The organism is Sphingobacterium humi (assembly GCF_009768885.1).
GTDB classification, from domain to species: domain Bacteria; phylum Bacteroidota; class Bacteroidia; order Sphingobacteriales; family Sphingobacteriaceae; genus Sphingobacterium; species Sphingobacterium humi.
Window position 1 is genome coordinate 132057 of sequence record NZ_WSQA01000007.1, and the last position, 22905, is coordinate 154961.

General features: G+C 39.3%; 14 protein-coding genes. 1 reads left to right on the plus strand and 13 read right to left on the minus strand.

The features are described from left to right. Both GQF63_RS11115 and GQF63_RS11120 read right to left on the minus strand, forming a co-directional pair. Positions 1-909: a succinylglutamate desuccinylase/aspartoacylase family protein gene (locus GQF63_RS11115; RefSeq protein WP_160369302.1), complete on the minus strand. Its 909-nt coding sequence runs from the start codon at positions 907-909 to the stop codon at positions 1-3. A gap of 45 nt (positions 910-954) precedes the next feature. Further along, positions 955-2082 (minus strand): sialidase family protein, encoded by a 1128-nt coding sequence (locus tag GQF63_RS11120; RefSeq protein WP_160369303.1) that lies wholly within the window; start codon positions 2080-2082, stop codon positions 955-957. Between the two features lie 188 nt (positions 2083-2270). On the opposite strand from GQF63_RS11120, the gene GQF63_RS11125 reads away from it, so the two are divergent. Then, entirely contained in the window at positions 2271-2960 is a 690-nt protein-coding gene (locus tag GQF63_RS11125) for a FadR/GntR family transcriptional regulator (RefSeq protein WP_160369304.1), read from the plus strand. A 104-nt stretch (positions 2961-3064) separates the two neighbouring features. Here the strand turns inward: GQF63_RS11125 and GQF63_RS11130 are convergent, their stop codons facing one another. From GQF63_RS11130 to GQF63_RS11180, 11 genes are all read right to left on the minus strand, one after another. Continuing rightward, positions 3065-4573 (minus strand): RagB/SusD family nutrient uptake outer membrane protein, encoded by a 1509-nt coding sequence (locus GQF63_RS11130; RefSeq protein WP_160369305.1) that lies wholly within the window; start codon positions 4571-4573, stop codon positions 3065-3067. Positions 4574-4585: 12 nt separating this feature from the next. After that, entirely contained in the window at positions 4586-7765 is a 3180-nt protein-coding gene (locus GQF63_RS11135) for a SusC/RagA family TonB-linked outer membrane protein (protein ID WP_246163487.1), read from the minus strand. Positions 7766-7815: 50 nt separating this feature from the next. Then, positions 7816-8718 carry a dihydrodipicolinate synthase family protein gene (locus GQF63_RS11140; protein WP_160369306.1) on the minus strand — a complete coding sequence of 301 codons (903 nt, stop codon included), beginning with the start codon at positions 8716-8718 and terminating at the stop codon, positions 7816-7818. Between the two features lie 533 nt (positions 8719-9251). After that, positions 9252-11537 (minus strand): IPT/TIG domain-containing protein, encoded by a 2286-nt coding sequence (locus GQF63_RS11145; protein ID WP_160369307.1) that lies wholly within the window; start codon positions 11535-11537, stop codon positions 9252-9254. 3 nt (positions 11538-11540) lie between these two features. Further along, a complete protein-coding gene (locus GQF63_RS11150; RefSeq protein WP_160369308.1) occupies positions 11541-12608 on the minus strand; it encodes a fasciclin domain-containing protein in 1068 nt (355 codons plus the stop codon). Position 12609: 1 nt separating this feature from the next. Further along, the gene (locus tag GQF63_RS11155; protein WP_212592548.1) at positions 12610-13722 is read right to left on the minus strand and encodes a fasciclin domain-containing protein; all 1113 of its coding nucleotides are present in this window, start codon (positions 13720-13722) and stop codon (positions 12610-12612) included. 241 nt (positions 13723-13963) lie between these two features. Further along, positions 13964-15181: a fasciclin domain-containing protein gene (locus GQF63_RS11160; RefSeq protein ID WP_160369310.1), complete on the minus strand. Its 1218-nt coding sequence runs from the start codon at positions 15179-15181 to the stop codon at positions 13964-13966. A gap of 8 nt (positions 15182-15189) precedes the next feature. Continuing rightward, on the minus strand, positions 15190-16515 hold the full coding sequence (locus GQF63_RS11165; protein WP_160369311.1) for a hypothetical protein: 1326 nt from the start codon (positions 16513-16515) through the stop codon (positions 15190-15192). Positions 16516-16541: 26 nt separating this feature from the next. Next, positions 16542-18359, minus strand: coding sequence for a hypothetical protein (locus GQF63_RS11170; RefSeq protein WP_160369312.1), 1818 nt, complete (start codon positions 18357-18359; stop codon positions 16542-16544). Positions 18360-18361: 2 nt separating this feature from the next. Further along, the gene (locus GQF63_RS11175; RefSeq protein ID WP_160369313.1) at positions 18362-21589 is read right to left on the minus strand and encodes a carboxypeptidase-like regulatory domain-containing protein; all 3228 of its coding nucleotides are present in this window, start codon (positions 21587-21589) and stop codon (positions 18362-18364) included. A 12-nt stretch (positions 21590-21601) separates the two neighbouring features. Beyond that, on the minus strand, positions 21602-22897 hold the full coding sequence (locus tag GQF63_RS11180) for a DUF4302 domain-containing protein (protein WP_160369314.1): 1296 nt from the start codon (positions 22895-22897) through the stop codon (positions 21602-21604). Positions 22898-22905: the final 8 nt, after the last annotated feature.

Consider the following 22905-nt stretch of genomic DNA (forward strand, 5'->3'; position numbering starts at 1 on the left):
TTATCGTTTTAATGGTAATATACCACCCAGAGAGTCCGCAGCCTTCACCTTCGGTACGGCTCTGGTAAAGAGCACCAAACCATCGGTATCTGCAAACACTTCCTGGGGTTCAAAATCTGTGGAAGCATATACAATCCCCCATAGATCCCCTTTTTTAACCTGATCTCCCACCTGCACGCGTCCTTCAAAAATACCCTCTACCGGCGATTGCATCTTTCCTTGCAGATAGCCTGCACCCAGATCATCATCCTCTACCCAATAATCTGGTTCTTTAAGCAGCAATGCAGCGCCCTCAATCATCTCCAAGTCTTGCAATACCTGCATACAACCTTGCAGGTAGGCCTCCACTACTTCGGTACGGATAGGGCCTGGCCCGCCATACTCCACATAAATGGCCGGAACCTGATGATCGCGTGCCACAGACAGGGTTCTACCGTCCAAATAAGGGTCTGTTCCCCAGATCAAGGGCAAGCCGAAGCACTTCGCCATTCGGCGTTGTTTTTCAAGAATTGCCACATCCGTATGGAGCATATAGCCACTTAACGGATAGAGATCAAAAAGCTGCCCACCGGTATGCAAATCTATCAGGTAATCGACGCTAGCAATCTGTTCAGAAACAAGTGCCGCATACCTCAAGGTTGTACTACCGTCCAGATCACCCGGACAAACGCGTGCCAAATCCAGCCCGTCTTCACCGCAGCGTTGCCCTTGCTGAAAGGCACTCTTATTGACTACCGGCATCAGTTTTACCCGTCCTTTTTGCAGTTTGTTTTCCAGCAATTGCCTTAATCTTGCCAGCGCCAGCATCGGCTCATATTCATCGCCATGCACCCCGGCCAGTATTAATACCGTTGGGCCATCGGCCGCAGCCTGATAGTCATAAAGCTCCGTTTGCAGCTTTTCTTTCATCCTGTCCACTAAAATATTGATTAATTTTCTTAATCTAAAAGCTAATTATTTATAAATATCAGTTAAACTAAGCAGAGCTACGTCGGTAACATTTAAATAAGATTTTGCTTTTTGACTTCCCGCACAATAGGAAAGCAACACGTTCTTTTTATTGAAGTGAATACCCATGTAGCAATACCATCCATCCGGATCGATTTCAATGTTTTTCACTTTCTGCCATGTTTTTCCGTCGTCTTTGGAGATAGCAACCGTCAATGGCGTACGCTTATCTTTAATTTTCGGATCAGAACCATCGTTATTGTTCCAGATGGCAAACAGGTCTCCCGTACTCGGGATGCGCTCGATACTGGCTGGCGAAAGTGGTGATTTTAAGTTATAAGGTTTTGCATACGACCAAGTGGCACCTTTATCTTTGGAATAAGAAACAAACTGCTTTCCGCTGGTCGCCCGGATGAACATCATCACATCGCCATTTTTCAGCTCCACTACGCCTGGTTCCTGCGTCACAATTTCGCTAGGCGCTTCCGCTTCCGAACTTGATCTCCAGGTACGGCCGTTATCATCAGAGTAGTAGCTATATAAGTGTCCTTTTCCAGAAAACTGCGTTTTCGTATTTTTATGCAAGGCCACCGCCATCAGCAAACGTCCCGATTTCAATTGAATCACGCGGTCATTATTCAATACAAAATAACCCTCTTTATCGGAAATACATTTAACGGGTTCAGACCAGGTTTTCGCCTCATCTTTGGAGAAACGCACGTATGGAATACAGTCTTGCACCGTATTTTTACGCAGGTAGAACAAGGCGATTTCCCCATTTTTCAAACGCAGTAAGGATACCGACATCACATTCATGCCGCCTTCGTTATCCAAAACACGGGCATCTTGTTGCGTCCAGGTTTTCCCACCATCGGCCGATATTCTACTGGCCAGATGAGCCGGATCATGGTCGCCCCCATTTCCGGAGGTATAATGTGAATAAACAAACAGGATTTTACCATCTTTTAAGGTAACAAAGGAACCTTCACTGTTTCTAGGATTGGATGCACTCGGATCGAGTTTCAAGACGACATTATTCTTCATGTAAGGCACCTGTTGTGCTTGAACATCTGAAACAGCGGCCAGGCTCAGGGAGCAAACGGCCAGGCAAATGGATAAAAAATGTTTTTTCATAATATGCTTTTTGGTTATTATTAATATGTATTACATATATACATCTAAACTAAGGAATATTTTATTAGATAGCAAGCATTTTAGAAAAAAATGCCGTAAAAATACCTGTATAATTGTTGCAGAAAAAACTTAGCTAATAAAATAAGTAATACTTATATTTGAAGAATATTTAAAGTAAAGCGAAACACATGAAATTACAAGGTATTAAACCCATTGAAAACATGACGCAGGTTGATCGTATTGAAATGAACCTGCATGATTATTTTCGCAATGAAAACTTCTTACCTGGCGATTCCATCCCCAAAGAAATTGAGCTTGCCGAAGCCATGGGGGTTAGCCGTACCGCGATGCGGGAAGCATTAACGCGTTTTAAAACCTTAGGCATTATCGAGTCGAAGAAAAACAGAGGGATGGTAATTACGGAACCCGATGTGCTTCAAAACATGAATCGCGTGTTAAATCCGCAACTTTTGCATCAAGATACCATGCAAGATTTCTTTGAATTACGCTTGGTGATTGAACTGGGCATTGCCGATTTACTTTATGTGCGCAAAACTGACGAAGACATTAAGAAGCTGGAGGAGATTGTAGACAAAGAGAATGCCGCCAAATCTAAAGCCGAAAAGTTGAAGTGGGATATCGAATTTCACGCAACCTTATACAAAATTTCAGGAAACCAGACCATCGAGCGCTTTCAGCGCACCTTAATGCCGGTGTTCGATTACATGAAAAATACCCTGCACATCCGTTCTCAGGAACAAACTGCAGATTATGTTTCGCATAAGGTTTTAATTCAGATTTTAAAAACGGGAACGGTTGAAGACTTTCGCCAAGGCATGTACAAGCATTTAATGCAATACTTCGAACAGATAAAATAAAAAGATTTAATCATAAAAAAAGGAGATGCGCAGCATCTCCTTTTTTTATGGCTAGAAAGGTAATTTTTTATAGTTAGAAGTTCTTTTTTCTATAGTTTAGATTTCTATTTATACCCTTCGTTTTGTTGCACCTTAGGTTCCAAGCTCAGAGTTAACTCCGAAATCGGGAACAACATGAGGTGATTTTGTCCTTTACGGTTTTGCAAGGAAGGCACCAGATCGAAGGCTTTATTAAAGCGGATCAAATCCCACCAGCGTTTACCCTCCAAGGTCAACTCCAACAAGCGTTCTTTTAATATTGCCTCATCCCCGGCCTGCTGCGTCGTATGCACATATACATGGTTGTTGTAGTTCGTACCATAGGCACGTTTGCGGATTTTGTTAATCGCTTCCGTCGGATCCTGGCCCAATGCATTCTGCGCTTCCGCTTTCATGAGTAAAACATCGCCGTAGCGGAAGAGGACCATATCGTCGATAAAGCGACGGTTACCACCGATCACGGTGCCGCTGAATTTCGAAAATACCGAGCCATAATATTGGGTACCGCCATTGGCTGCAGGCACCCGGATTTCGATAAAGGTGGCATCACGACGCTGATCATCCATCGTAAACTGATCGCGAACCACTTGACTCATGCCGGCGAACGGGAATCCACCCAATACACCCAATTTATCCTTGGTGGCCTGATCCGTTTTATCTGTCATATAAGCTCCCGGCATATACATCAACTGGAAGATGTTATCGCCACTTTCCAAATCCTGATAGCGCACAGCCATCAAAATCTCCTTATTTCCTTTATTGTCGTAATCGAAGATGCTAGCATATTTATCCAATAAAGAAACATCCGCTTTCTCCACTTCATCAATCGCTGTTAAGGCTGTTCTAAAGTCGTTTGCACCGCCTCCCATGGTTTTTCCGGTCCATAAGTGCACTTCGGCCTTCAAGGCATTCACTGCAGGTTTCGACCACATATTACGTCCGGATTTGAAATTCGCATTTGGAAACAAAGCCAACGAAGCCTCCAGATCCGATTTAATCATTTTCATGATGTCTTCCTTGGAAGAACGCTCTTTCATAATCACTTCCGGGTTATAGCCTTCGGTTGGTTCGGTTACCATAGGAAGAGCTCCCCAGGTTTTGGTCAGCACGAAATAGGCATACGCCCGCATAGCATGCGCCTCGGCCAACACTTGATTTTTAACCGCATCGGAGGAATAGGTAATTCCCGGCGCATATTTCAACAACAAGTTTGCATCATGGATAACCGTATACATCCCTTGCCAAGTACAGACTACAAAACCGTTCGCTGAACTGGCCCCCACATTGGAACGGTCGAGTTCGTTCAGGTAAAAAATCTGCATACCCGCAACGCCACCCAAGCTGCGATCCAACACTTCCGAGCGCATTTCACCCCAAGCAAACAGGTTTCCATTGGCCTGCGTTCTCAAGCGCACATACATACCGTTCAAGGCCCCCATCACATCACCTTCCGATTTCCAGAACGACTGGTTAGAAATCTGACTGACAGGATCCAGTTCCAAGTTTTTCGTACAGGAAGACAGGGAAACCATCATCACCGCACTATATGTTAAAATTCTTTTAATTCTTTTCATAACAATCAAAGCTTAAAATGTCAAATTAGCACCGAATACAATGGTTCTAGGCAAAGGATACCGACCGTTATCGGTTCCACCCTCCTCCGGATTCAAGCCTTTATATTTCGAGAAATAATGCAGGTTCGAACCGGTTACATTGAAACGTAGCTGACTGATTTTTAATGGTTTCACAATAGACTCTGGCAAGGCATAGCTTAAGGTAACTTCTCTTAAGGCCAAGTAATCCCCTTTTTCGTAGTAATAGGAGTTACCACGGAAGATGTTACTGCGCGCCTGTTGATCGGCCCAATACACACGAGGAATATCCGTTACGTCACCCTGCTTTTGCCATGAACGCAATAAGGCTGTTGAAAGTCCATTTTCACCTTGAAACTGCCCCACACTGGTGGCTTCCGTATAGTTATAAATGGTATGTCCGGTGGTATAGTCCATCCGCACGGTTAAGCCAATATTTTTATAGGCAAAGGAGTTGGTAAAACCACCGGTCCAGGTTGGGTAAATATTACCCACATACACGCGGTCGCGGGAATCAATTTCACCATTGCCATCCACATCTTCCCAATTCACATCCCCTCCGAATTTGGTTTTGTCTGAAAGCGGCACCATGGTGTCTTTCGGTCCTTTGGCCGCTTCCTCATCGGTAGCATAGATGCCCAATTGATGGTAGGCATACAAATCGCCAAAACGACCGCCTTCTTGCAATCCTCCTACCCAGGCATAATCGCCTTTTGAAGGCACATACACAAAATCACCTCCGATGCGGTTGTTTTCGATTCCATTTTCCGGAAGGTGCAAAATCTTGTTTTTCACTTTCGCCGAATTCAAGGAAATATCCCAGCTTAAAGGCGAGCTGCTTGGCAATACGCGTGCTGAAAGCTCTAATTCCACGCCTTTATTTTCTAAACTACCCAAATTGGTTAAGATACTGGCAAAACCGGTAGAATGCGGTAAAGACATGCTGGTCAATAAATTATCAGTTACCCGACGGTACACATCTACCATTAAATTGATGCGGTTGTTCAAGAAACCCACATCGGCCCCAAAGTTTAAGGTTTTAGACTCTTCCCAAGTCAATAAAGGGTTGGCTAGGGAATTGTTCATAATGGCGGCCAGCCCTGCATAGCGTTGACCTACGCTGTATTCGCCTTGCGCACCATATGGTGATAGGGAGCCGATATTACCGTTAACCCCATAACTCGCACGTAGTTTAAACTGGGAAACTGTTTGGTTGATGTTCTCCCAAAATGGCTCGTTATGCACATTCCAGCCGGCAGATACCCCCGGGAAGAAACCCCATTTCTGATTCCCTAAATTTGAAGCCCCATCGTAGCGCATATTCAGCGATAAGAGGTACTTCTGCATGTAGTTATAGTTGATACGGGAAAAGTAACCGATGATGCGTAACTGCGATTCCGCACCGGATACTGTCACGGCTTCCGCCGCTCCGTTTAAAGTAGGTATCAAATCGGTTGCCGCTTTTCTTCCCGAAGCACTGATGTTCGAGTTAACGGTTTGGAAATAGGAGAAACCTAGTTTTGCATCAATTTCATGCTTTTCTAAAAAGGATTTGCTGTAAGAGAAAACCCCATCGGCCTGATGCTGTTTCAACTTGGTAAAACCGGCGCTGGCATCGCGGGAATCAACAAAAGTACTTACACCGTTGTAGTACGCTTGTTGAAAAAAGCGGTTATCGGTCGTCACCTGGTATAAGGAGAACTGCGGCGAGAAATCCAATCCCGGTAAAATATCCCATTTACCGCCCACGGAAATGGTCATGTTATCGTTATTATTCTTGGCGTCGATTTTCTGTAAATAATATTCCGGGTTACCGATGGAGCTTCCTACCCCCGGTGCCAGACTACCGTCTTCGAAGGTATACTTCGCCACTGGCGTTAAGGCTAGGGAACGACCGAACATGTTATTTTCGGTACCAAACACCTTTTTATCGTTCATGTTCGAGTATAACAAGCGCCCGAAAACGGTCAAATTATCCGCGGCTTTCACCTCGCCATTCAAGTTTACAGAAAGGCGTTTGTAATCGCTATCCAAGGCGATCCCTTGGTTGCCCAAATACCCTAAGCCTAGGTTAAACTTAGCCTTTTCGCTACCGCCGGCAAAGGTTAGGTTATGATTGTTGGTACGCCCAGTATTGAACAAAACATCCTGGTAGTCGGTACCCTTGAAAATAATGGTACGTGAAGGATCGATCGGATCGGGCATGCTTTCCCAACCCTCGCTTAATTTATGCTTATTGGCATCGGTAAGGTATTGGGTAGTAAATGCTGTTTTATTGGTCAGGTCGTTACCCGCTCCGCCGGAAGTGGCCAAGCCCAGTTTAGTCAATTGACTAGGATCTTGCACCGCCCGGGCAGCAATCCCCAAACGTTGGAAATAGATATAATCACGCGCACCCAACAGCTCATATTTCTTTTGCAGGTTCGAAATACCATGGTCGTAACCATAGTTCACTTGCACTTTCCCCTCTTTTCCGGATTTGGTGGTTACTAAAACGACACCATTGGCACCACGGGCGCCATAAATTGCGGTGGAAGCCGCATCTTTTAATACTTGTAAAGATTCAATATCATTGGCATTGAGGTTATTGATGTCACCGCGGATGATACCATCCACAATATACAATGGTGTTGCGCCATTCGGATTGTTGATGGAGGTACCGCCGCGCACGATTACCCGTGGTGTGGCACCCGGTTGTCCGGAGGTACTTTGCACGCGCACACCTGGCAATGTTCCCTGCAAAGCAGAAGCCGCATTGGCCAAGGGCACATTTTCTAACACCTTTTTATCGAGTTTGGAAACCGAGGTGGTTAAGGTCTCACGCGATTGTGTACCATAGCCGATAACCAAAACCTCCCCTACGGATGTTTCATCATCTTTCAGGGCGATCGTAAACTCCGCTTGTCCGTTTACCGGCACTTCCTGCACTTGTTTTCCGATATATTTAACGACAAGAACGGGCACGGCCGAACTTAGCGTCAGGTTAAAAGTCCCTCCTTCCCCGGTTGAAACCGCATTGTTGGTTCCTTTTTCGGTAATGGTTACGCCGGAAAGGCCGAGACCTTGTTCATCCGTTACCTTTCCTCTAATCTGGGTTTGGGCCATGACCACATAGCCCCAAACCAGTAGAGAGAAAGTCAACAAAAACTTGTAAAACTTCTCCTTGTTTTTCATAATTCATTTATTTGATGTTTATCTTTTTTTGGTTAGATGTGTTGGTTCTGTTATTCCTTAAGGGTATCCTCCAGGCTTAACAGAATTTTAGCCACTTCAGCCGAATCCCAATTCGCTTGCCCTCGAGCTAGAGGTGACACGGTTTGGCCGATTTGAATCTGATAGCGCTGTTGCATGGCCTCTTCCAGGAATGTCCAGATATTCGGCAATACGTATTCAATAATTTCTTGGAACTTCAACATAAAGCGGCGCGCCAGTTCAAAATCCCCAGCTTTAAAGGCATTTAACACATGTTTACACTCGGCAGCCCATAGGTTATAGAAGGTTCCGATGGCGCCTACAGTGCCGGATAGGGCGGCCTGGCAGATCAATTCATCCGCTCCGCTGAATAATTTTAAGCGATCTTTGGCGATGTTATGGATTCTACTGATTTCCAACATATTGCCCGTGGTCAATTTCATCCCCGCACTATAAGGGATATCGATAATGGCCTGAATAAAATCGGCGACATTGCCGGGAATGGAATTATTCCCCAATTGATACGGAAAAAACGGTAGTTGCCCTGCTTTGGCAATCTCTTCATAATGGTATAAGGCCATTTTGGCACCACCGCCAAAATAGATGGGACCTACGGATGATACCGCCGCAGCGCCTGCCTCAGAGGCATGTGCCGCCAAAAGACATGATTCTTTGGTGGTCACCGTCCCAACTTGTACCATTACCGGTACGCGACCTTGCGCCGTTTGCAATACAGTTTCTAATACCTGCTTTCTATCTTCTTGATTGAATAAGATACCCTGCCCGGTAGAGCCTAAGACGTACAAACCGTCGACCCCTTGGCCGATTAATACGTCTGTCAGTTTCTCCAATTGCCCAAGGTTAGGACGTTCGTTTTCACCTACCGGCGTGAACAAGGCAGGCCACAAGCCGTGAAATTCAGTGTTATGATTCATTGATATTGTTTTGTTATTGGTTAATGCGAATACAATTAATATGTATTACATATGTAAATATAGCTAAGTTTTTAAATAATCAAATGAAATATTAAAATATTTCTAAAAGTATGTAGCGAATGGACAGGATTAAGTCCTACAAGCGTATGTAGCACTTATTTCCCCTTGCTTGCAGAAGGAATAGAAATGGTTCTTAAGTGTTTTATGTTTTTTTAAATTATTGTTAGGGGATGATTTGGGAAGGATACAGCCTTAGGTAGTGGCTGGTTTTGATCTGTCTTTAGACTTTCTTTTAACTGGGCTTGGGTAGGGTTTTTGAATGGCTTTTGATGAGCTCTATCTCTCCCCTATCTTCGCCTACTGCAAAGGGGATTGATACGGGTGTGAAAGGGGTTTGAAAGGGGAGTGAAAAGGGACTAAGCAAAAGCAGGTCGCGCGTTGGGGCGAGGAAAAAAAGAAGGCAGGCCTTATGGGAAGAACCTGCCTTTGCTTAACCTATGAATGAAACAAAAATTACATGGTCTGTTGTTGGTTTATTCCAACTGCACCTTCCGGACGCAGTTATTTCCGTTGTCAAGGATGTAGCAGAAACGCCCATCGGGGCTGACTACGATATCGGAAGCTGTACTGGAAATTTTGGCGGTTCGGAAGTCGCCATCAGCAAAGCCGGCATCGTTTTTAAAGATCGTGCTTACTTCGCCAATATCACGACTTACCATCCGGAGAGCATTATTCCCACCATCCAGGACTAATAAATTTTCCTTACCACACATGGCTATGGCTTTGATATTATTAAATAAAGCCTCAGAACTAATGCCATCTTGAAGACCTGTTTTGCTAGGGCTGCCAGCGAAGGAGGTGTTTACACCTCCGGCAAAAGAGGCAGTGAATGCCCCATTATTAAAGTATTTCGTAATAACCGAATGGTTGAAAACAAAATTAAGGCCGGGGCAAAACATATCCCCTAAATCATCTATAGCAAATCTTACATCAGCTGACAAATTTGACATTTTGACAAAACTAAAAACTCGTATTGGATTCTTTTCTGGAGTAACCAGAACTTGTAAACCATAATTGGAATTATTTAGGGCATTGGAAAGAATTAAACCATTTTTATAAACCCAATTAATATAAAAGTCAAATTTTCCAGGTGGATTGACTGTTGATTTCCGGGTACTTGTTGAGCCATCTAACTTAATGGTTCGTAAGGCCATATTCTTTGACTCTGTAAGATACAATTGATTATTCGTAGGGTTATATTTAAATCCAGCATTCTTATCCAAATCAAATAAAACATAATCACCCTGACCATCTCTTAATCCCCTCTCGCCTATTTTACTTCCGGCAAAATGACTAACTACACCATTTGGTGCTATCTTTTTTATACAATGTTTATTAATTTCCAATACGTATATATTCCCAGATTGATCCAATGCAATACTCCCCCCTGAAGTAGCTAGATTTAATTCCCCTTTACCCAGCGTTTCTACAAAAGCTAATTTGAATTGCAAGCCTGGATTAATGGATACTGACCCAGATTGCACTTGCAGAGGTCCTGTGGTATAGCCTGCTGGGACTCGAATTACTAATTTATTTTCTGCTGCAGTTAAAATTTGCGCTGGAATACCATTCATCAATACTTGGTTTTCCTGAATAATAGGGCTAAACCCAAAGCCTTGCAGCTCTATTTCTGTTCCAATTATGCCGTTTTCAGGAACTATTTTCGTAACTCCTAAATTCGCATTAGAAAACACGGGACCAATAGTTACTTGACCATTTACCTCCACCTTTAGCAATCCAGATTTTATATTATCAGGAATAATTATGCTAATTTCATCTTCTTTTACGCTATTAATGGGAATTTGCACATCACCGATATACACTTTGTTTTCTTTTAGGTTTGGGCTAAAATAGAATCCATAAATTAGAACCTTCGTACCTGAAGAGCCTGAATTTGGAGATACTTTTAAAATTTTAGGTGCTGGAACGACTGTAAATTCCGGCCCTGGTAAAATTGATTTACTGCTTTCCTCTATAATATTGACCCCCCCTGTCATAACAAACTCTGGGACTTCAACAGAAATTAAGCTGTCTGTAATCTTTAAAATTTTACCTGGTGCATAATTTACTTTTTCATTATTAAAAAATGGAATTATACTATTTTTAACCCGATCTAATCCATCCACTTTTATTTCAACTACCGTACCTTTCCCGCCAGATCTAGGCTGCATATCCAAGAAACTAATAAATTGAAAATTTGGCCCAGTTGCCTCCACTTCATCTTGAACAATTTTTACAGGACCAATACCCTGCCCTTTAGGCACAGTTACGTATAGGATGGTATCGGAAATACTTACAATTTTAACTTCATAATTGTTTAAGAATACCTTAGGCAAATTAGCCCCCATAATTAACCCCTCACCCCTAATCGCTATTTGCATATCCAATGATGCAAAATCTGGGGCAATACTGTGCAGGCTTAATTTTTGATAGGTATATTTTCCAATTGCTAACTTATCTTGTTTATTTATTAAAAAAACATCTACTGTGCCCCCTCCTTTTGGAACTTCAACTAAAATTTGACGTCGCCCAACACTTACAATTTTTCCATTTTGCTCGCCAAATAAAACAGATAAATCAGAAAAATGGTTGAAATTTTCACCTTCAATAGTTACCAGTGTACCACTGTTGCCAGAATTTGGAAAGTATCCAACGATTTCTAAACTTTGCTTATCAGAATCTTGAATAACCTCTTTGTTTTTACATCCAAATAAACAAAGCGATTTTAAAACAAAAAGCAAATAAAATATTTTTTTCATAACCTACATATATAGTAATGGAATATCGACCAAATGAACAATTCCATTTTGACAAATAATATCTCGTTTCAATACATCTATTTTCACTTGTGTACCACCATTCGGCAGTAAAAAGGATTGGTTGATTAATAAGGATTTATGAATACCCTCTTGGTATTTTATGGATATTTTTTTTTGATTCTCCATAATAAATGAAACTAATCCCTCATAACCATCTAAGGCTAACGATTGTCCCTTTGTATCAACGAAAGAAATTCCCTCTTTATAAGACAGATTTAAAGTAAAAGATAAATCACTAAGCAAAAGGAAATTATTATAAAAATGACCAAGAATAAAGGATTTTAAAAGCTCAGGGTCGACTCGCTTAATTACTTCAAATGATGTTAAGCCAATGTTAAACATACCCTCATTCGAAGGAGCAAAACAGGTCATATTATTATTCTCTCTGACCCATTTCTCTAAACCTGCACATTGAACGGCATATAAGAAAAATGTTGTGGTTTCTGAATCAGCTAAAACTTCAAAAATACTCGAATAAGATTCTGAATTTAACACACGATCTAAAATATAAACCTGACCATTAGTTGCATTTAGCGGCTTACCTCGAGCAATTGCTCCATTAATAGTAAAGAAGGTTTGCTCGTTTTTTAGCCAACGTGAAATGTAAAGAATAGAATTGTCTTTAGAATAAAATTTGAATTTTGTGAAATAGGGCAAGGAATTCAAATCAATATAATCGTCCAAAATATGTCGTTTTATTATGTCTCCAATTTTTGTTCCTGATAGTGCAGTTAGTTCATTTTTATCAAGCTCGATACTGCTAAAAGCTAAATCATTGGGTACAAATACTACATAACTTGAATCAGAATTCAACCAACTTTTATAAGCTGTTCGGTTCAGACCTGCATAAAAGGTAGATAAATTATAATTGTTAGCAAGCACGTGATTTAATTTATTATAATCAACGATTTGAAAAACATCTTCAGCAGGTTTACATTGGCTTAAAAGTAGCATCAGAAGTATAAAAACTGCCAGACAGCTATTTAAATGTTTTACTTTTAAATTTCGCATATTAAAATATATTTAAAGAGTCAGGAACAAGAATTCGATCTACGCCTTGAATTATTCCATTTAAAGTCAATACATCTTGTTTTGTTAGAATTGCATTATGGACTTCATTTGGTAGTTTAATTGAATTATTGCTACTTATAAAAGGGAATAAATAGTAAAGGTCTGCTTTATGCACACCATTAAGAATCAGTTTTTCATAATGTGCTATAGGGAAAGTTTTTAAGCTTTTTGAAGGAAGATCATTTGAAAAAACAAGAATTTTCATATGACCTTGCTTATAAGGTAAATCCGCAAATCGAAGTCCCCAATTATGATGATAATCAAGCAATGTATCGGTTGCAAACTCTCCACGGATTCCGTAAAATCCAGCATAACCAGAGATGGGTTCTTGCCATTCACGTTCCGGCTCTCCTCTTTTTTTATTAAAATTTAGCAGATCATCCAAGGAATTAAATCCTAGGTCATGAAAAGCTTTATTTGTTGGAATAAACCAAGTCGTCAAGTCATCAACATAAAGATCATTATCCTTATTATTTTTAAAAACAAAGTGGTATTTTTCTAATGAATTTCGTTGGAAAGTTTGTGCATTCGAGTGTCCATCTTGGGGTTTGTACCCATTTGCTTTTTCAAAAATTGCAGTATACATAGAATCTGTGGCTATCATTAATTGGGTATATAATGAATATTCCGGATCGGATTGTAAAAGCTCCCAAGCCGATTTAGATGGGGGAACCAAGGGGTCAATAATTTCATAAAGCGAGCCGTTTTTCGTTTTTATTAGCTTTAAATTACCCTGTTCTTTTCCATTAATGAAAAGTTGATTATCCATTATTTTTAGACCAATGGAATAGTTATAAGGTAAGCCTTTCGAGCTGTAAAGAATATTTGGGTAAATGAAATTTGTTTCTACAATTAAATTACCCTCTTTTTTCTGCAAGCAATCAGGTTGAATATTAATGGATAATATATGAGCTTGTATAAACTCTATTAATTCAGTTTTGGATTTTTTCGTTATGGATTCTAATGTCCATCCCCCTTGTTCTAGACCATGATTAGAAGGAATAAAGACAGTAAATTTCTTTTTATTATCGGACATCTCCAAAATGGAATCCATATGGACTATATTCCAGATTTTGCAAAACAAATTCTCTGACCGACCATTGATAATATTTTGAATTTTAAAATGTATTGTATCCTGATAATTTAATTTTAAACCATTCTCTTCCACTTGGAACTCTTTCTTTCGACAAGAAAAAAGAAAACAAAATCCTAATAAAATAAAAATAATTATATTATTAATTATCTTCCGTTTTATGATATATATATGCATAATGCGATTATAAAAATTCTACAATTTATTTTAATAAGGCTTCATCGGGAAAAACCAACAAACCATTAATAACTTGGACAACCCCGTTTTCCATTTGTAAATCTGTTGAATATCGATCTTGTGTATAAGGCAAACAGCGAAAACCAATAGTTTCAAAATCAATAATTCTACCACCTAAAAACCGTGCACAACTTGGACGATCCCCGGGTTCTGCATAACCCAATGGTTGATTTATTACTGAAATACCTACATAAATCGAAGAAAAAGGTCTATTTAAGCGTCCATAACCATTTCTAAAATCAAGCGATGAAATAATTCGGAAATAGGGATGGGTATTATTTAATTTTTGGCTTAGCCAATATTCATGGTCTTTATTAAGAAAAAAACAATTATCAGATAATAGAAATCGTTTATTATTCCAAATGTAAGATCCAAAAAGCAGCTCTCCATTAAAACGTGTGGCATCAATACTGTTTATAATTTCTTCCGTTATTCCAAAGCTTTCAAAAGTTTTATTTTCAGGAACAAAAACAGTATGGAACCCACTATCAGCCAATTTATGCCAAAGATTAAATTTTCTAAGTCCAGCAACGAAAATTGAAAACTCAGGTCTAGCAGAAAGGAATTCTTGAAGAGAATCTCCTTTATAATATAGTATTAACTTGTCTAAGTTATGTATTACTCCATTTTTAAGAAGATAGTTTCCTTCTACATTTGTCCCCCCACTTTTTTCTACCGTAAAATCATTGGAAACAAAAGCACCTGAAAAAGAAACCATTTCAATTCCACCGGACGGAGACACTTCTGCATTCAACTTAGTTCGATTAACATATAATATGTCTCCAAAGAGTGATTTGTAAGTTATATTAAAGTCATTTTGAGGGATATCATTAAATAAAAGCCTTTTGGGTATAATATGGTAACTTAACACACTTCTTAACCATTCCTTATCCAAAATTTCAAAATCATCTTTTGAATAAATAAAAAGCTGATTCCACACAGAATTGTCAATTGCCAAAAGTGTATATTTTTTATTAATGTTACGCAAAGTGTCTAATAGGTCTACGTAGATTAACGCATCTACTAACAAACTATAATCTGCATTTGCAGTTAAGTAATCTGCAATTGTACGATCTTCGACCCTAGGCTGATTAAGAAAAACAGTATCATGTTTACAGGACATATTGCAGGTTTGTTGAAAAATAATCATGATTAAAATCAACAATTTAATTGTGGTTTTCATATTAGGTTTTAATAAATGGGTGGAGCAAATTTTCTTTGCATGCTAAGGAGGTAAACTTCTCCATTAATAATTTCAAAAGTATTTACGGAGGTAAAGGATTTGGGGTTATCTCTTCCTGAGTGAATATTAATTAAAAGATTTGGTAAATTATAACCTAGATGATATTCATTATCTTTCCCTGTAAAAATCGCGGGGCCATTAAGTAAACAATTAATAATCGCAAATTTACCTTTTGAATCAATATAAGGGCCACCTGTAAACTCACGATTCCAATCACCATATTCATTAAAAGGATGGTTTTGAGGTTTGCTTTGCAAATTTGGTTGTAAAAAGTAAAATCGTTGCCATAAATCTGTTGCAATACCATTATCATTTTTTGACACCCACATAGGAAAACTCACAAAGGGATTATCTTGATTTGAATTAATATTTCGATTTAAAGTATAAAAGTACTTCCATTCATAAGATGGATTAGGAAGCATAGCATTCCGAATTATTACTGAAGGCTTTGGAATATTATAGGATGAATTAAAGTAAATAAAATCTAAACCTTTCATTAAGGATAAATAAATATCCATATTACTTTCTATTCCTTCCTCAAATAAATGCCTCTTTTTCTTTCCATTCGGAAATTTTAAAGAAATTGGGGCTTCTAAAAAGTTATCAGCGGTATAATTATAGAAGTTGACATATACTAAAGAGTCTGAAAACACTTGTTTATGAAAGGTTTCTTGTCTTAAGATTATTTTTTTTGACCTTTTTATAAAATCATCAAATATAATTTGTAAAGTATAAACTTCCCCAGCTTCTAAATTAACTTCAGTAATTGCTGCAATATTTTTTCTCAAATCTGAGTCAAGTTCAAAAAATGGCACATCATTCTTTGGACGGTACATAAAAACAACTCGATGTCTTTTGGCGGGGACTTGAGCCCAAGAACTTAAATCAAACCCATTTAAAACCGGCCCTACCAAAACTGTTTCCTTTCCAGGATATTCAGGATTTTCTCGCGTAGTTGAAACCCCTATTTGTTGAGGAAAAGGAGGAGCATACTTGGCACGTTTTCCTAAAAAGTCACCAACAATTTCAGCCGTAACAGGCAATCCTTTTCCATCAAAAACAGGATTTATTAGCATACATAAATAGGGTAAAGTATCTATAAGCGAATTGCCGGAAATATCAGGAAAATTTAAACTATTAAATACGCGAAGGTAGGCCGGATTCTCAATGGATGTGTATTCAATCTTTTGGCAATTCCAAAAAAGAAAAATGCTTATTAAGATCATACCCATTACAATTTTACAATTTCTTATTTTTTTTATCATTCGTTTCATATTCTTAGGAATTAACGATTTAAAGCCTATTTCGTGTGTTTTATGCTTATAATTTTAGCTGGCAAATCGGCATCTTTTTTTGTACGGCCAATTAATACGACAGAGTATATTCCTCCAGTAAAACTTGGCACATCTCGACCTACTTTGGTATAAAGTTCTGGCTTGAGCACAAAAGCAGAACTTAAAAAAGATTGCACATTTGGTATAATAGTTCCGGGTGTGATATCCTTAGATTTACTTCGAAAAACATCTATTTTAAATGGAAAAGAATACAATAAGCTATATTTTTCATCACGTATACTATATGGATCTATTAATTTGGGAATTCCAGGTTCCAGATTTAAATTTCTATTTTCAAGATTTTTCCATAAATCCAGAATTTCGTTATTACCAAATTGAATGGAAGCCTTATCTATTACAAAATTTATTAATTGTTCATCTGGAGAAAAGTTCAAAAAGCGAAATCCTGCATAACTGGTGTATTCAACCCGATTAAATTCGCCAAATTCACTACTGTAACCTTTATTCAATTCGGGGGAAAGTTGATTTGAAACGGGAGTTATATTTAATTTATTATGTTGGTCCTCCCAAGCGTAAAGGCTAATATTTTGATTAATTTGCACAGCTAAATCAATTTTTTTTAATAACTTCCCATTTATATTTTTTATCTCACAATACATTGGGTTTTGTTTCAATAAAATTTCTGGTTCAGAATATTCTCCATAACCTAATACTTTGCTAATTGATTTGCCATTGACAAAAAATCGAATCTTTTGATCAATACCGGCATTTACCCCCTGTATTTTAAAAAAAGATTGATTTCTAGAAATTGGAGAATCCTCTAAAATTTTAAATTGATTTTGATAACCCTCTAAAATTGAAGGATTAAACATCGAAGTTCCATATAGCATTTTTTGTGGCAACACTACGATTGTATAAGTCCCACCTGCCTCAAATCCTTCAAGAGGGGCATAAGTATTATTCGATAAAATCATAAAATTTTGAATTAAAAAGTTAATCCTAGAAGTTTTTGGATTTATAATACGTTCTGGAAAATAGTTCGAATTTACCCCATGAACAGCAGCGGAGATTTGACGCCCATCAGCGGTCAATATCTTAAACTGGTATGTTCCATAAGGCACTTCAACGTAGTCAGAAACTCTATTTTTAACATCAATATTAGTTGTCTTAGAGCTCACTAAACTCCCATCCGCATAGGCGAGGCTAACTGCTCCATATAAATTTTCTAATGGCCCAAAATCAGGATCAACGGGCACCGGTAATGGCGGCATTATTTTAGTAAGGTTAATAATTCTGATTTTAAAATGGTCTTTTTTAGTTACTGGGGTTTGGTCTCTAGGAATAGGCACCACCCATGGTTGCCCATATCCTTCGGTTGGCAGGGTATAATAATCCATTTGTTTATTGGAGTCTGCGGGAATGGTAAATTTATTGGACAAACCCTCCTCATTAATCAATTCAAAAGCTAAGCTTTTATTATTTTCAAATAATTGAGTTGGAATTGTCCAGTTTTCACCTAATAATCCTCCGGGTTCTTGAAAATATTTCGCTGGTGGATTACCATTAATCAAATTCTTTCCCTTATAAGTAATGGTATCACCATTTAAAACTACATGCTTAAATTTTCCAAAGTTTATTATTCGGGTATTGGATAGGCTTATTTTCTGCTCTGCTTGCAGATAAGAAAAATCAATTTTATCCTTTTTGCAGGCGATAAACAAAATGGAAGTCCAGAGAATAACTGCTAAATAAATTTTCCTATCACAAAGATCTCTTTTTAATAGTCCAATTAAAAAGAGGTATATTTTTATCTTTAAATTCATTTTTAAAAAAGATTATAAGTTAAGCCAATCATTATTTCCGATCCTCGTTTGTACTTTCGGTGGATATACTCTTTGTTGTACCATAATCCACCGGTACCCGGATTTGCATACACTGTTTTAATGCCGGGGTTGAGTATATTTTTAGCAAAGCCTTTAATTACCAGCTTTTTTGTAATATTTTGTGACCAAACAAAATCGAGCATGGGAACAGGTTGGGAATAGAGATCAGGTTCACCTAATAAATTAATCTGCACCAGACGTTCGCCAACCATATTAAAGGTTAGGGTATAATCTGCGCCCCATTCTTGTCGGTTGAAATTTAACCAGGCATTTATAGAATAGGGTGCCTGCTCGAAGAGGGGGCTGTTTCTTGGCGTATGCCTATCCAGGGTTTTATTGGCTTGATAACGGAGCTCAGATTTTACGATATTAGATTGGGCCAGCATCAGGTTGGAACCTAGAAAAACATCCTGCAAGGGAGACCAAAAATCACCTAAATTTTGAACAGCTTCTAGTTCCATGCCCCAGACATGGCCTTTATTAAGTTCATTTTCAAATCTTATGGCAGGGAATTCCGGATAGATTGCCGCCAATCCCTCTGTTTTCAGAGAAAAGACCTTAATTAGTTGATTATGGATGCGTTTGCCAAAGAGAGAAAGCGCGAGGACTTCTCCTTTTCCGGTGAACCATTCCCAGCGGAAATCCAAATTTTGAGTCTGTTGGTTTTGGAGGTCAGGATTACCGACGACTAACCCCATTTGGAAAGGGTCATATTCAAAGACATTAGTAATCTCCCGCAATTCCGGGCGTGCTAAGGTAGAATTAAATCCGCCGCGTAGATTCATATAACCTTCTTTGAGGGAATAAATTACATTCGCGGAATAAAAAGGCAAAAAACCGGTACGGTATAAGGAATTGGGTTCAATAAATACCAAAGGAATAATTTTCCCATCTTCATTGGGCTTAGCTAAAGTAGGATCGAGAAAAACACCGGCTGTATCCACAATGGAGCCCATATCAGTAGATTCAAACCTTAGACCCCCTGTTGCCCGCCATTTATTCCCTAACTTTAAATCGGCCATTCCGTAAAATGCCTGCACCTCATAATAACCTGTATAATTATTTGGCGATTTAAACATATTGTATAAATAGCCAGATTCTGCGATTTCTCCCTCTCCCAGCCCAGCTTTGCTCGATCGTAAGCCAATAATTTCATTGGAGACCAAGCGGTCTAAATCCCCCTGAACCATGTAAAGCGGCACAGATTTTACATCACCATAATTTGAACCGGGCAAGAAAAGGTGATTTTCTGTGAACCCTCTATTTCGAAATAAATAATCGCCTCCGAATTTTATTTCTTGTCTGGTTCCCTGTAAGGAAAAAGGTACTATAATGTCTGCCTTATAATTATAGTTTTCTTCTTTTAGAAATCGCCATCGGCGACCATTGGGCTCGGCTTGAATAACTCCAAAAGGTCCATATCCATTCACATAACCTGAAGTCAAAGCGTATAAATGGGATGAATATCGTTTTTCTTTTGAATATTTTGGAAGAAGATCATATTCATTAGTTACGCGATTGTGCCAATACCAAGACCAATCGGGGTCTCCAGGAATAAATTCAGCTAATGAAGCATACCGGTAGTCTGGATCATTATGGGTTGCTGTTGAGTTAGAACCTGCGTAAGAAAGTTGTACCCCCTCAAACCATTTTGGGAATTTATGTTCGCCTTGGAAATTATAGGTATATAAGGTTCTAAAGGTTTGCTTTAAGGAATAAATATGACTATTTACCTTTCCTGGAAGGCCTGTATATTCATAACCTCCCTCCAAATTGCTAGCATTGTTTTCCCCACCCCAAGAGCCAAGGAATTGACCAGCAATTTCATGGAAAGGTGAAAAACGATAGGCTAAGCCACCTAAGACCCCATAATTCAAGGTTTCATTCCCTGTATTCTCTAGGTAAGTTTGGTATTTACCCATATTTAAATTATTGGGGGTAATGAAATTGGGAATATTTCGCCAGCTATACACATCCGGGTTGCCTGTAACCACCCCTTGGTAAATGGACCATTGGGTTAATTGTTGGCGGTATATATCGGTTTTTCGCCGATAATAATTCCCACCTAGGATTAAACCTAGGGTATGCTTACCTTTAAATAAAGGGTATTTGTTTCCAAAATTCAAGGTATAGATTTGATTTGGTGAGGCAGGTTTATATTTGGTAGTAAGCACCGGATCGAAGCCCTGCATCAACGCATTTATTCGCTGCGCTTCCTGATTTACTTGTTCCGAAAGATGGGCGTTTGCAAAAATAGATTGAATTTCAAATAATCCATCAGGGTATTGTTTACCTAAATTCAAGAAGTCTTGAGATAGGTTTTTTTGATTAATCCGAGTTCCTAATACCCCCATTTCGGAATTCCAGAAGGAATTGTATTGACCTCCAATGCCAATATTAGAATTTAGGCCTGTTTGCACAATAAATTCTAGCACAATGGTATCGGGTACCGATTTGGTTTTTAGGTTGATAATTCCGGATGCGGCATCTGCTGGCTTATCCGGGGTGTAAGATTTATAGACGGTTACATTATCTAATAAACTGGCCGGGACTAAATCAAAGGGAATTGAGGATTGATCAGGATTGGCTGAGGCCAGTCTTGAGCCATTTAATTGGCCAATCACCGAACGATCGCCCATCCCACGAACGGCAACATATTTTTCATCGGTTACTGTTACCCCTGTCACTCGTTGAAGCGCCTGGGTTACCGTAATGGAGGCTGTTCTTTTCATGAGCTCGGCCGAGATACCATCCTGGATAATACCGGCCTTTCGCCGTTCCTCCAATAAGGCTGCCTCTGTATCTACTCTTTTGGTGGTTTGCACCTGTACAGCTTCAATTCGATGGCTGATTGCTTTCATGTAGACCTGCATCCCCCCTATTTGTGGATTCAACTCCATCGTTCGGTAGCCTAGGGAGGAAAATTGCAGCTTATGGTCTAACGTATTTACTTGGATGCTGAATTGGCCTTTTGCATTCGTAATGGCCATATTTCGGGTTCCCTTTTCATGAATGGAAACACCCTGTAATGGTTTTTTATCGGCTTCATCTCGGATAACTCCTGTAATGTGGATTTGGGCCTGTGCTTGCTTCCCAAAAGCCGTTAAAAGCAAAGGAAGCAACAGAATGCAAATGCGGATAAAGTAGTCTATATGTAGAATTGGTTTCATAATTCGAGTTAATTATTCAAATCGGATCCATTTTTGGTTTTCAGCATCTATAGAGACCAGGTCGTAGGAAGCTGGCCCTGACTTAATGGCGTAGAACCCTCCTTGATCGACTAAAGCGGCCACCGTTGGGTTGAACATGGGTTGGATTTCTGGCGGAACTGTACCAAAAGAGCCGTAATAAAGAAAACGGAATATGGACTTATCGGGGGCAAATTGAATGATAAAAGCAGGTCCAAAATTGGAAATGGAGGAATTATTAAATATTATAAAAAGAGAACCATAAGGATTCGTGAGCCAGGTTGGATTAAACATTAAATAGCTATAATTAGGAATGGATTTTATTCCATAAGCATCGGGCACACCCGCAACTGTAAAGCCATTGAATGATAATTGATAAGGCTGAGAATAAATTTGATTATTTCCCAAATTCAAGTTCATGGTTCGAAATGGTTTTTCCATGAATGCTGAAGCTGCCTTAATATCATAAGCGGAAGGAGAACCCTGATTGGTGAGTACCACCTCAGCTCCATTTATTTGCGCCTTCAGGATATGAGCTTGCCGATCGATTAAAAAACTTAGCCCTTGAAAACCCGAAGCCTCGGCAGTGAAATAATCTTGAAACACAATTCCTGTTGCCGTATAGGCAAAAGCCGATTCAAAGGCCTGAAAGCGGTCAACACCACCAAAATGAAGGTATACTTTTCGCCATTCGGGATTCAAATGTATATCGACAGCCATTCCACTATAGTGCAAGGTTTTAAAATACTTAGGCAACTTCTGCAGAATAGCCATAATATCCATTTGTTCCTGTACACCACCGTTTTTATAGGCTGTTTGTTGTGCTGCTGAATTGGGATAAAGGGTCAGCTTTTGACCGTAGGTATTGCCGCGCAAGAAGATACTATCCTGATGTTGCGCAATAAAAGAAAATGCGGTATCTAAGCCCTCCATTCTGGTTTTTAAAGACGCTGACACATTCTGCACCTGAAAACTGAGGCAAGGCTTACGATCGACCATGGCAATGCGGTAGGTGAGGTTCCGCATAAGCGGGTCAATATCGATTAGAAAATCGCCGGTACTTGCTGCTTTTAGGTCTATATAGCCCGCATAAAAACCTTTTTTATTAGCTGACCAGGTAAATTCAAAGCCATGGCTAGCATTCGTTATTTGCTGTTTAAATTCCAGCATGAGGGAATCCGGATCCTCAAAGCTTTGCTCAACCGGATAGCTGGTCAATTGTTCTTTTCGACAAGAGAGCATTGCTAGAATAGCCAGACTAAATAATGCTATACGTAATATGTAACTCATTTCTTTTT

Bases quoted from the DNA above. Each gene is read 5' to 3' on its own strand.
- GQF63_RS11165 (WP_160369311.1), bottom strand. From the start codon at position 16,515: ATGAAACGAATGATAAAAAAAATAAGAAATTGTAAAATTGTAATGGGT.
- GQF63_RS11150 (WP_160369308.1), bottom strand. From the start codon at position 12,608: ATGCGAAATTTAAAAGTAAAACATTTAAATAGCTGTCTGGCAGTTTTT.
- GQF63_RS11145 (WP_160369307.1), bottom strand. From the start codon at position 11,537: ATGAAAAAAATATTTTATTTGCTTTTTGTTTTAAAATCGCTTTGTTTA.
- GQF63_RS11140 (WP_160369306.1), bottom strand. From the start codon at position 8,718: ATGAATCATAACACTGAATTTCACGGCTTGTGGCCTGCCTTGTTCACG.
- GQF63_RS11180 (WP_160369314.1), bottom strand. From the start codon at position 22,897: ATGAGTTACATATTACGTATAGCATTATTTAGTCTGGCTATTCTAGCA.
- GQF63_RS11130 (WP_160369305.1), bottom strand. From the start codon at position 4,573: ATGAAAAGAATTAAAAGAATTTTAACATATAGTGCGGTGATGATGGTT.
- GQF63_RS11135 (WP_246163487.1), bottom strand. From the start codon at position 7,765: ATGAAAAACAAGGAGAAGTTTTACAAGTTTTTGTTGACTTTCTCTCTA.
- GQF63_RS11120 (WP_160369303.1), bottom strand. From the start codon at position 2,082: ATGAAAAAACATTTTTTATCCATTTGCCTGGCCGTTTGCTCCCTGAGC.
- GQF63_RS11125 (WP_160369304.1), top strand. From the start codon at position 2,271: ATGAAATTACAAGGTATTAAACCCATTGAAAACATGACGCAGGTTGAT.
- GQF63_RS11155 (WP_212592548.1), bottom strand. From the start codon at position 13,722: ATGGATTCCATTTTGGAGATGTCCGATAATAAAAAGAAATTTACTGTC.
- GQF63_RS11160 (WP_160369310.1), bottom strand. From the start codon at position 15,181: ATGAAAACCACAATTAAATTGTTGATTTTAATCATGATTATTTTTCAA.
- GQF63_RS11170 (WP_160369312.1), bottom strand. From the start codon at position 18,359: ATGAATTTAAAGATAAAAATATACCTCTTTTTAATTGGACTATTAAAA.
- GQF63_RS11175 (WP_160369313.1), bottom strand. From the start codon at position 21,589: ATGAAACCAATTCTACATATAGACTACTTTATCCGCATTTGCATTCTG.
- GQF63_RS11115 (WP_160369302.1), bottom strand. From the start codon at position 909: ATGAAAGAAAAGCTGCAAACGGAGCTTTATGACTATCAGGCTGCGGCC.